We start from the raw sequence: 10,784 nt of genomic DNA, 5'->3' as shown, positions 1-10,784 counted from the left end.
AGGGTGGATCCATGGATAAAACTACCCCCACGATGTTCGTTGGAACCATCACCCGAGAAACGGAAGACGCGATTCTTTTCGAGAATTCTGCGGCCGCACGATCGCTCATGCGGCTTGCACACAAGATACACTCACTCGAAAAAGGGATTGAAAATATAGGGGTCGATACCGACCACCACGAGCGGTTAGCGAAGCAGCTGCAAGACCACCAGCAACAGTTTTGCAACCGGGATGGTCTTCCCAGCCTCACCGATGAGTGGCTTCCAAAAAGCCAACTCATAACAGCTGTTCAGCGGAGTGACTAAATCGACTCTGTAGTTTCGCTAGACGGCGCTACAATTAGCGAGAAAGCGCTCTTTAACAGTCAGTAGATAGGCTTATATCACGAACCGATTGCCGTCTCTCGGGATTTCCGAAATTCAATCAGGGGAACCGCTGGATAAGGCTAAAAATCACGTGATCAATGTGGAAATATACCCAGTGCATCACAAAGCCGGTTAGTTGAGACGTTTACTTGCTGATGTCCTCCCAGGGCTTCTTGGAATCCTTGACGGCCTTGACCTCAACGGCAAGGTCGCTTATCTCGATTGCGAGTTCTACGACAACAAGTGTTTGACACTGCTTCACACCCAACCACGCCCACGTGATGCCAATCGCCCCAGCAGACGATCAAGCAAGAACTCTCGAAGGGCTGGACTGTATGCGGACTTTCCGTACAGGCATGATTTCGATTCGACACCCAGCGTAGTCGAACTCGACATGTGGCGATGACTGCGTATAGATGAGATCGAGCGCGTCTGAGTGGATTGCTGGAACAGTTGCTATCAACTATGGTATTTATGCCATGTACTTCATACATCTGAATGAGAATATCTGAGAGATCCACTGCCGCTTATACTGCTCACAGGCAGTCAATCGCCAAAATCGGCCAAATTTCAGAAATCGAGCTCACTGCCGTCACACGTTCTACTTCGGTTATAGAACCAATCACGCATCTTGAAACGCGCAGAAATCCCAGAGAGTAGACTATTTCTCCCGATTGTTCGGAGCAGTCAAGTTCAATCTTCGAAATCGAAAGCAGTTGGCACGCTAGATATGTACCACGAAATGTACAATGACCAACTCAACAGTGCCCGGGGAAGTCTACTTCCGCTTGGGAGGTTACGTTGCGATCTTGGCGGAGTTGGTAAGGAAAAGCGTGTCTCCCGAAGCACGAGTTTCTACCTACCAAAGCAACGGACAATAAATAAGTAGATAGTTCGCGCTGCTCTCTATGTATTTCGGGGTACCACGATTGATCATTTGTTTCTCTTGGGTCATCTGTGCTTATAGAAAGATAGAAGCATCAATACGACGAATTTTAAGGAATGAGTATTCGTTCTGAATACGGCGGGACAATTGCACTCATCGGTGGGGTCCTTGTGTTCATTGGAATCGGCCTGATCACACCACCCGTTTGTAGTGGTGTTGGCCTCCATGAAGCAAACCCAAGTGGGCCACAAATTACTGGGTTTAGTGGACTCGGAATTCAATATACGTCGACCACTGTGGACGGGAAGATGACGTGCAATATCGGGGCAGGTATCATCTACGCGCCGCTTGGGCTCGTGCTTGTTATTGCTGGGCTGCTCAGATAAACATCCATTTGAGTAATCTGCACTACGAACTGCGCATAGATCAAATAGAAGATACCAGGGTAGTCCACTTCCGCTTAGTAATTAGTGAGCAGAAAAGGGGCGATATGCTTTAGAGAGCGAATAGTTTTCAATAATGGTGGACAAAGACGAGGTTGTAGCGCCTGTAATCCATATAAGCCGAACATTTTTAGTCAATCCGACCAATCACCGATAATGACAAATAGGGATGGAATTAAGCCGCCCGACGCGTTCGTCGAGCAGGCGAACGTTCGTACAGATCCTCGTCCACATTTCGACCGGGAGTGGCCCGAAGCGTGGGTAGAAGCCGCAGATCTTCTCTCGTGGGATCGCCCGTATCACGAAGTTTTCGATGAAGGACCACCAATGGCGTGGTTCGCAGGGGGCAAAATCAACGCCGCACACAACTGCGTAGACCGTCATCTCAATGAGCGGAAAAATCATCTTGCCTTGGTCTGGGAAGGCAGACGCGGTAAGCGTCGCACCTACACCTACCTCGACCTCCACCGCGAGGTCAACGAGGTCGCGGCAGGACTGCGCGACCTCGGCGTCGGAGCGGACGACGTCGTCACGCTGTATCTGCCGATGGTGCCGGAACTTCCGGTATCGATGCTCGCGTGTGCCCGTATCGGCGCCGTACACAACGTCGTCTACGCCGGTTTCTCGTCCGACTCGCTCGCGACGCGGATGGGGCGGGCGGGATCGGAATTTCTCATCACGTGCGACGGCTACTACCGAAAGAACGGTGCCGTAAACCAGAAGAGCCGGGCCGATAACGCTCGGTTGGCGGTCGAAGGCGACGTCCACATGGTCGTGGTGGATCGGCTTGGAAGTGATACCTATCTGGGGGAGAACTCCCGCCGCTACGACGATCTGCTGGACGCACACGCCGGAAGCGAGGTCGAACCGGTGGGTCGTGGATCCGAGGATCCCCTGTTTCGCATTTACACGTCCGGGACCACCGGCCAGTCCAAAGCGATCGAGCACACAACCGGCGGCTACCTCGCACAGGTCGCGTGGACGACTCGCGCCGCACTGGACGTCAAACCGTCCGACACTCACTGGTGTGCCGCCGACGTGAGTTGGATCACGGGACATTCGTACGCCGTCTACGGTCCGCTTGCGCTCGGAGCCACGACGTTACTGGTCGAGGGATCGGTCGATTCGTTGGACCAGGGCGAACCGTGGACGTTGATCGAGCGCAACGCCGTGGACGTCTTCTATACGTCACCGACGGCCGTCCGAGCGTTCATGAAACGAGGCGCGGAGGCCCCCGAGAATCACGACCTCTCTAGCGTGCGGCTACTGGGTGCCGTCGGCGAACCGCTCGAACCGAGCGTCTGGCGATGGTACCGCGAACACGTCGGTCGGGGGGTCTGTCCCGTCGTCAACACGTGGTGGCAAACCGAGACCGGCGCCATTCTCATCTCGACGCTACCCGGAGTCGACGGGATGAAACCCGGCGCGGTGGGGCCGCCACTGCCCGGAGTCGAGATCGAAGTCGTCGACGAGTCGGGCGAATCCGTCGACCCGAACGAGGACGGTTACCTCACGATCACTCGCCCTTGGCCTGCGATGCCTCGCTCGCTGCTGACGCCGGGAGGGGAAACCGTGACGTCCGCCCGGGACGACTGGCGATACTACCCCGAAGATACGGTTCGTGTGGACGGGAGCGACTACGTGACCGTCCTCGGACGAGCCGACGGCGTCATCAACGTCGGCGGACGGCGCTTCTCGACGGTCGAACTGGAGTCTGCCGTCGTGGACGTGGAAGGCGTCATCGAAACGGCGGTCGTCGTCGGCGACCACCCAACGCAGGGACGAGCCATTCACGTGTACGCTAGCTGCGATCGCAGTCGTGTGGACAGTGACGATCTCCATCTGCGGGTCAACGAAGCCGTCGAGTCGGTCGCCGGTACCGCCACCCCGTGGAAAGTCGTCTTCACGCCCGAACTCCCGAAGACCCACTCGGGCAAGCTGTTGCGCCGAATCCTCGTGGCGATCTCCAACGACGAGGAACTGGACGACACGAGCGTGATTCGAAATCCCAAGGTCGTGGGCGAACTCCAGACGATCGACGAGCGGAACTGATTTCGCTTCTTCGAACGCACCGAAATCGCGCGATCCTCAGCGAGGGTCGTACGAACCGGATTATCGGCGAACGCCCGTTTACATCGATCACACTACCGAAGCGTTTATTTCGCTTACATCCAGATAACCGAAACGATGGCTGGCGGATTGACCGAGGTTGACTATGGACGCCTCCGACGCGCCACGGAGACCTATCGGGAGGACCTCGTGATCCGACTCGTCGGCGAGATAGGCATTCGGCCAGCGGAGATAGCTCGGCTGCACCTGAGCGACGTCGAAGCACACGGCAACCACTATTTTCTGCTGGTTCGCGAGGGAAACGGTCACCGCGAGGCGTACGTACCGGCGGACGTCGAACACGACCTCCGCAAGTACGCTCGCGTGAAGGGCATCGACGAGAACGAACGACCGTTCGACGTGACGGCTCGCCGGTTGCAAATGCTCGTACCCGAGGTGGGTGAGCGCGCCGGCGTCGACGTTTCCTCGCGCGACTTGCGTCGATATTTCGCACGCTCACGCGTTCGTGAGGGGGTTCCCGCCCACGTCGTTCGCGAGGTGGGCGGATGGAACTCCCTCGACAATCTGGACGTCCTGTCGGACGATCCGACCCGTGAAACTATCGCCGCCGCGTTCGCCGGTGTACAGCCGAGCGACCACCTCCGTCGAACGATGACAGTCGCTACGGAAGTGGGCGAGGCACTAGTGGATGCCGATACTCGCCAAGCCGTGGAGTGGACCGTTTGCGACCGTCTCGTGCGCACCGATGGCTATCAGTTCGCCGTGCTCGCAGCGGATGAAGGCGTGCTCGTCCGCCGCGAATGCGTCGGTATCTCCGACGACCGCGCCGACGCGGTCCTGGACGGTCGTGCCCGCGAGTCGGTCGATTCCCGCGAGATTCTGACTCGAACGGAGGAGACCCCCGCTCACGTGACGGCGCTCACCTACGTCCCCTTGGTCCACAGCGACAGGACCCGCGGCGTCATCGCCATCGGCATGGAGGCGGAGCCGGGTCCCCTGGAACGCGACTTGTTCGGCGTGCTCGGCGTGCAAGTCGTTCAGGCGCTGACGTCCGTCGAACACAGACGACTGCTCGTAGCCGATACCATCACCGAATTGGAGTTCAGATCCCGCGACGATCGCGACGCGTTCGCGGCGTTGTCGGCCGCCCTCGACTGTAGAATTCGACTGTCGGGGATGGTCCCCGCCGATGACGCGCTGGTCTGTTTCGTCACCGTGGAGGGCGTCGATGTGGGTGAGGCACTCACGGTCGCGGAGGAGCATTCGGCCGTCGAGGACGTCCGTCTCGTCGAAAATCACAGCAACGGCGGCCTCGTCGAAATCGCGGTCTCGACGGGGGTACCTCACAAGGTCGTGGAACACGGTGGCCGCGTCCACGGGATGACCGCCGAAGACGGCGTTTCGACGCTGGTCGCCGCGGTCGCCGCCGACGTCGATATCAGGCGAATCGTAGATACCGTCACGGATGCATTCCAGGCCACGCGGCTGACTGCCAAACGCGACGTCGAGCGCCCGGTCGACACGAAGGCGAGCTTCCGCGAATGGTTGGATGAACGGCTGACGGACCGCCAGGAGACCGCGCTTCGGGCGGCGTACTTCGGCGGCTACTACGAGTGGCCCCGTAACTCGACGGCGGAGGAGTTGGCCGATACGCTCGACGTCTCCTCGCCCACGTTGCACAACCACCTACGGAAAGCTCAACAGAAACTGCTGACTGCGTACTTCGACGGCGCCGAAACCTAAGCACCTAGATTCGGCGAGGAAGATCAGCGGAAACGCTATTTCCCTCAGGAACGGCCAGAAGCGCCGGAATGACTGTGTAGCCGCGTGCAACGTCAGAAAATCGATTTCGGACGGACGGTTGGGATAATTAGCTAGTGATCTTATGTTATTATTATTGATTTGCATGGGCAGGCATGCCAGAGGAAGTTGAACTCGAAGCGTGGTTAGCGGAACAGGAGGAGTTCGAGCCGCCGGAATCGTTCGTCGAGCGAGCGAACGTCGCGGATGCGAACGTCTACGAGACGTTCGATGAGGACTGGCCGGACTGCTGGACCGGTGCCGCCGAGCTTCTCGATTGGGAGGAACGCTGGGAGACGGTGTTGGACGATTCGACGCCGCCGTTCTACGAGTGGTTCACGGGTGGGTCGCTGAACGCCTCGTACAACTGTCTCGACCGACACCTCGACGACAGAGGGGACGAGGTCGCCATCGAATGGGTAGGCGAACCCACCGATGAGACGAATCGAACGTACACGTACGAGGAACTCCACCGCGAGGTCAACGAGGTCGCTGCCGGACTGCGCGACCTCGGCGTCGAAGCGGACGACGTGGTGACGCTGTACATGCCGATGGTGCCGGAGTTGCCGGTCGCCATGTTGGCTTGTGCGCGGATCGGCGCACCCCACTCGGTCGTCTTCGCCGGGTTCTCGGCCGACGCGCTCGCGACCCGGATGGAGAGCGCGGCGTCCGAGTACCTCGTCACCTGTGACGGCTACTACCGCCGCGGCGACCCGCTTCACCACAAGGAGAAAGCGGATAAGGGTCTTTCGCGGGTGGACCACGACGTGGAGACGGTCGTCGTGGACCGACTCGGCGACGAATACGACCACCCGATGGGTGACGACGAGTACGATTACGACGCGCTCGTGGCCGAACAGGAGGGTGCGGAGGTCGATCCCGTCGAGCGCGACGCGGAGGACATGCTGTTCCTGATGTACACCTCCGGGACGACGGGCGAGCCGAAGGGGGTCAAACACACCACGGCGGGCTACCTCTCGTACGCGGCGTGGACCTCGCGAGCGGTGCTCGACGTCAAACCCGAGGACACCTACTGGTGTTCCGCCGACATCGGGTGGATCACCGGCCACTCGTACATCGTCTACGGACCGCTCTCCCTCGGGACGACCAGCGTGATGTACGAGGGAACGCCCGACTACCCCGAGAAGGACCGCCTCTGGGAAATCGTCGAGAACTACGGTGTAACGCAGCTCTACACGGCACCCACGGCGATTCGAGCGTTCATGAAGTGGGGCTCCCGCTTCCCCGACCGGCACGACCTTTCGAGCCTTCGACTGCTCGGAACGGTGGGCGAACCCATCAACCCGCGGGCGTGGAAGTGGTACTACAAGCATATCGGCGGGGAAGACTGTCCCATCGTGGACACGTGGTGGCAGACCGAGACGGGCGGCATGATGGTCACGACCCTTCCGGCCATCGACGAGATGAAACCCGGTTCCGCCGGTCTGCCCCTCCCCGGATTGGACGTGCGGGTCGTCGACACGAAGGGCGAACCGGTCGAGGCCGGACGGGCCGGTCACCTCACGGTGCAGAAACCGTGGCCGGGGATGCTCCGAACCCTGTACCGGAACGACGAGCGCTACGTCGAGGAGTACTGGTCCGAGTACTCGGACACCGCATCCGACGACCCCGAGGATTGGGTGTACTTCCCCGAGGACGGCGCGAAACTGGACGAGGACGGCTACATCACGGTTCTCGGCCGCGTGGACGACGTTCTCAACGTTTCCGGGCACCGCCTCGGAACGATGGAAATCGAGAGCGCCATCGTCGGCGTGACGGGCGTCGCGGAGGCCGCCGTCGTCGGCGGACACCACGACGTGAAAGGCGAAGCGGTCTACGCCTACGTCATCACCGAGGACAACTCCGCGGAAACCGAGGAACTCCGCGAGCGGATCGTCGCGGGCGTCGAGAACGCCATCGGTGCGATCGCCCGACCCGAGCAGGTGATCTTCACGCCGGAACTGCCGAAGACACGCTCCGGAAAGATCATGCGGCGGCTTCTGGAGGACATCGCCAACGACGACGAATTGGGCGACACCTCGACGCTACGCAATCCGGACGTCGTCGCCGGAATCCAAGAGAGAGTGCGGACCGACTGAGAGTAGATCGCTTGCAACCGAACGGACGACACACGAACACGATACTATGACAGAAGACACCTCACGAGAATCGACCGTCGAAACGGACGGAGGAACCGCCACCCAGGCCAGACAGTCACACCGCGATATGGACTATCTCAGCCAGGAAGTGAACCTCTTGCGCCCCAGTACGCCGTTCATGCGCGACCACCTCCGAATAATCTGGACCGGCTTCGTCGCCTGGGCGCTCATCGTCTTCGGACCGGTGACGCTGACGGCAGTCGCTCCGGGCGCGATGACCACTCAACTGCCCCTCATCGACTTCCCGCTACACTACTTCTTGGTCGCCATCGGCGCCCCGGGTGGGGCGTTGTTGCTCGCGTTCTGGTACGCTCGCAAGCGTGACCAACTCGATCGAAAGTACGGAATCGAGCACGACACCGCCGAGAAGACCACCGGCGGTGACCCCGTGGCCGCCGACGGAGGTGCCGCTGAATGATTCTCCTCCCGCTCCAGACCGGACTGTTACCGGAAGGCCTGAACATCTCGTTCAAGATCCTTCCGGCGATTCTGGTCACGGCGATGCTCGCCCTGTTCCTCGTCGTCGGGTACGTATTCAAGGTCGCCGACACCGAGGGAATGTGGGTCGCCGGACGATCCATCGGCAACATCGAGAACGGGATGGCCATCGGTGCGAACTGGATGTCGGCCGCGTCGTACCTCGGGATGGCGGCACTCATCGCCCTCTCGGGCTTCTACGGGTTGGCGTACGTCGTCGGTTGGTCGACCGGCTATTTCATCCTGCTCATCTTCCTGGCCGCACAGATGCGCCGGTTCGGAAAGTACACTGCGCCGGACTTCGTTGGCGACCGCTTCAACTCCGACGCCGCCCGCGCCATCGCGGCCGTCACGACGTTCCTCATCGGGTTCGTGTACGCGATCGGGCAGGCGCGCGGGATGGGTCTGGTCGGCCTGTACATCTTCGGCGACATCGGTATTCCGGGAATGACCGGCTACCAGTCGATGGTCGTCATGATGATGACGATCACGGTCGGCTACCTGACCTTGTCGGGAATGCTGGGAGCGACGAAAAACATGGCCATTCAGTACTCCATCCTCATCGTGGCGTTCTTGGCCGGTCTGTACGTCGTCGGCTACACGCAGGGCTACTCGATGGTGCTACCGCACATCGAATACGGTGCGTTGATCAACCAACTCAGCAGCGAATTCAGCGAACCGTTCGTCAGCGGGAGCTACTACCTCTGGATCGCGACGGCGTTCACGCTGGTCGTCGGAACCTGCGGTCTACCACACGTCTTGGTGCGATTCTATACGGTCGAGAGCGAGCGAACCGCCCGCTGGTCGACCGTTTGGGGTCTGTTCTTCATTTGCCTGCTTTACTTCTCGGCCCCGGCGTTCGCCGCGTTCGGAACCGATCTCTACGCGAAGAACATCGGTGCCGTCTACGGCGATCCCGGTATGAGTAGCGCCGCTGCCGACGTCATCGTCGTGCTTGCGACGCAACTAGCCGACTTACCGCAGTGGTTCGTCGGACTGATCGCCGCCGGCGGTATCTCCGCCGCGATCGCGACGATCGCCGGACTGTTCATCGCCGGTTCCTCCGCCATCTCCCACGACATATACGCGAACATCATCAACCCGGAGGCGACCCAACGGCAGCAGGTGTTCGTCGGACGTTTGAGCATCGTCGCGCTGGGAGTGATCACGACGCTGGCCGCGTTGGACCCCGCGGCACCCATCGCCGCGCTGGTGTCGTACGCGTTCTCACTGGCGGGTACCGTTCTGTTCCCGATGTTCTTCCTCGGCCTCTGGTGGGAGAACACGAATCGACAGGGTGCGTTGGCCGGGATGACGACCGGCCTCGCCATCTGGTTTATCCCGATGGTCAACGAGGTGCTGCCGAACTACGGCATCCTCGCCGGTGCGGCCGGGACCGATGGCATCATCTCACCGTTCTTGGCCCAGTGGCTTCCCGCCCTCGCTTCGTCGCTCGTCGGCGTACCCATCGTGTTCGTTGTCACCATCGCTGTCTCGTTGTTGACCGACGAACCGGATTTGAAGACCAAGCGATTGGTTCGACAGTGTCATAGTCCCGAGCCGATGTCGAAGATGCAGTCCGCCGAGGAAGTCGCGGTGACCGACGACGGTGAATCCCCGGCGGCTGACTAATCATGGACGAACGGGTCCACTCGCCGATCGAACACTGGTGGGCTGAGAGCGCGATCGACCTGTCTTCGGGTCCCCTTACCAGACGCACGTCGGTGAGTATCAATCCACGAGCGCCGTATCACGGGGTTGGCAAATGATTTCCGTCGAGGAACTCGGCGAACACGTCCGCGAGAACCGCTCGGGCATGTTCGTCGACTTGGTGTTCGCCATCGCGTGGGTAGCCGTCGTTTCGATCGTGTTCGGCGCGTTGAACAGTCCGCAGTGGGCTTCCCACTTAGCGATGTTCGGCGGTGTCGTCGCATACTTCGGCTTCTTTGGGTCTATTGAGAGCTTGAAACAAGAAAGGAAGTGACATCCTCCTCCGCCTTCAGGCGGAGGACTCCCGACCGCAGGTAGGATATTACGGTTTGCAGTCCACCACTTGTTAAAAGAGATGATGGAAAGCGCGAATGTATCTCACTTATCATCGACTGCTTTGGGTCAGTAGAAACACGTGCGCTCGCCAAACGCCCTCGCTGATTGAAACACCTACGCACACACAAACAAACACACTGCTGAATATTTCTAATCCGTTTCAATCGAAAGCGAGGCACGCATCAAATCCATCCTCCGAGGTTGTGTGGTTGCGAATGAGGCCCATAGCGTTCACGAAAATGGAGGCAGAAGACGATGAGTTCTGAAGTCAGGCAGATAGCTCTCTCATGCACGATGGACGCTGGAATCAATCGGCAACCTAAATTTCACACAGGAATCTGCATGCCGAATCAACCTAGCCGAGTTCAGATATAACTGATCCTGAGTCGATCGAATCGACTGTGCAAGCCATGGTCAACAAATGGAGAACGATCAACGTACTCGTAAATAACGCCGCACCGATGGAAGTCATCTCAGGCGCTGAGACAGTCGCGAAGACAGAAGGAGAGATAACCTGCTTGGTGAAGGAAAATCGCTT

The 10,784-nt window shown here is 59.4% G+C and carries 7 protein-coding genes and 2 pseudogenes; all 9 read left to right on the top strand.

The window, feature by feature from the left end:
• Positions 1–305: pseudogene (locus LJF34_RS24425) on the top strand (hypothetical protein); the annotation flags it as partial.
• Between the two features lie 232 nt (positions 306–537).
• A pseudogene (locus tag LJF34_RS24420) lies at positions 538–698 on the top strand (ISH3 family transposase); the annotation flags it as partial.
• 669 nt (positions 699–1,367) lie between these two features.
• On the top strand, positions 1,368–1,637 hold the full coding sequence (locus LJF34_RS24415; protein ID WP_231188552.1) for a hypothetical protein: 270 nt from the start codon (positions 1,368–1,370) through the stop codon (positions 1,635–1,637).
• A 213-nt stretch (positions 1,638–1,850) separates the two neighbouring features.
• Positions 1,851–3,746 carry an acetate--CoA ligase gene (locus LJF34_RS24410; RefSeq protein ID WP_231188550.1) on the top strand — a complete coding sequence of 632 codons (1,896 nt, stop codon included), beginning with the start codon at positions 1,851–1,853 and terminating at the stop codon, positions 3,744–3,746.
• A 135-nt stretch (positions 3,747–3,881) separates the two neighbouring features.
• A complete protein-coding gene (locus tag LJF34_RS24405) occupies positions 3,882–5,507 on the top strand; it encodes a bacterio-opsin activator domain-containing protein (protein ID WP_231188544.1) in 1,626 nt (541 codons plus the stop codon).
• A 173-nt stretch (positions 5,508–5,680) separates the two neighbouring features.
• A complete protein-coding gene (gene acs / locus LJF34_RS24400; protein ID WP_231188543.1) occupies positions 5,681–7,663 on the top strand; it encodes an acetate--CoA ligase in 1,983 nt (660 codons plus the stop codon).
• A gap of 46 nt (positions 7,664–7,709) precedes the next feature.
• Positions 7,710–8,141: a DUF4212 domain-containing protein gene (locus LJF34_RS24395; RefSeq protein ID WP_231188540.1), complete on the top strand. Its 432-nt coding sequence runs from the start codon at positions 7,710–7,712 to the stop codon at positions 8,139–8,141.
• Positions 8,138–9,832 (top strand): cation acetate symporter, encoded by a 1,695-nt coding sequence (locus LJF34_RS24390; protein ID WP_231188538.1) that lies wholly within the window; start codon positions 8,138–8,140, stop codon positions 9,830–9,832. Before LJF34_RS24395 ends, LJF34_RS24390 begins: the two co-directional genes overlap by 4 nt.
• A 133-nt stretch (positions 9,833–9,965) precedes the next feature.
• Positions 9,966–10,184 carry a hypothetical protein gene (locus LJF34_RS24385; RefSeq protein WP_231188536.1) on the top strand — a complete coding sequence of 73 codons (219 nt, stop codon included), beginning with the start codon at positions 9,966–9,968 and terminating at the stop codon, positions 10,182–10,184.
• The last annotated feature ends 600 nt before the right edge of the window (positions 10,185–10,784 follow it).

It is taken from the genome of Haladaptatus sp. DYF46 (genome assembly GCF_021083305.1).
GTDB lineage: Archaea > Halobacteriota > Halobacteria > Halobacteriales > Haladaptataceae > Haladaptatus.
Note: the sequence above shows the minus strand (reverse complement) of the source record. Positions and strands in the feature narration are given on the sequence as shown.

What these genes read in the sequence shown, in the direction of transcription:
- LJF34_RS24415 (WP_231188552.1), top strand. Translation starts at nt 1,368, where the DNA reads ATGAGTATTCGTTCTGAATACGGCGGGACAATTGCACTCATCGGTGGG.
- LJF34_RS24410 (WP_231188550.1), top strand. Translation starts at nt 1,851, where the DNA reads ATGACAAATAGGGATGGAATTAAGCCGCCCGACGCGTTCGTCGAGCAG.
- LJF34_RS24405 (WP_231188544.1), top strand. Translation starts at nt 3,882, where the DNA reads ATGGCTGGCGGATTGACCGAGGTTGACTATGGACGCCTCCGACGCGCC.
- acs (WP_231188543.1), top strand. Translation starts at nt 5,681, where the DNA reads ATGCCAGAGGAAGTTGAACTCGAAGCGTGGTTAGCGGAACAGGAGGAG.
- LJF34_RS24395 (WP_231188540.1), top strand. Translation starts at nt 7,710, where the DNA reads ATGACAGAAGACACCTCACGAGAATCGACCGTCGAAACGGACGGAGGA.
- LJF34_RS24390 (WP_231188538.1), top strand. Translation starts at nt 8,138, where the DNA reads ATGATTCTCCTCCCGCTCCAGACCGGACTGTTACCGGAAGGCCTGAAC.
- LJF34_RS24385 (WP_231188536.1), top strand. Translation starts at nt 9,966, where the DNA reads ATGATTTCCGTCGAGGAACTCGGCGAACACGTCCGCGAGAACCGCTCG.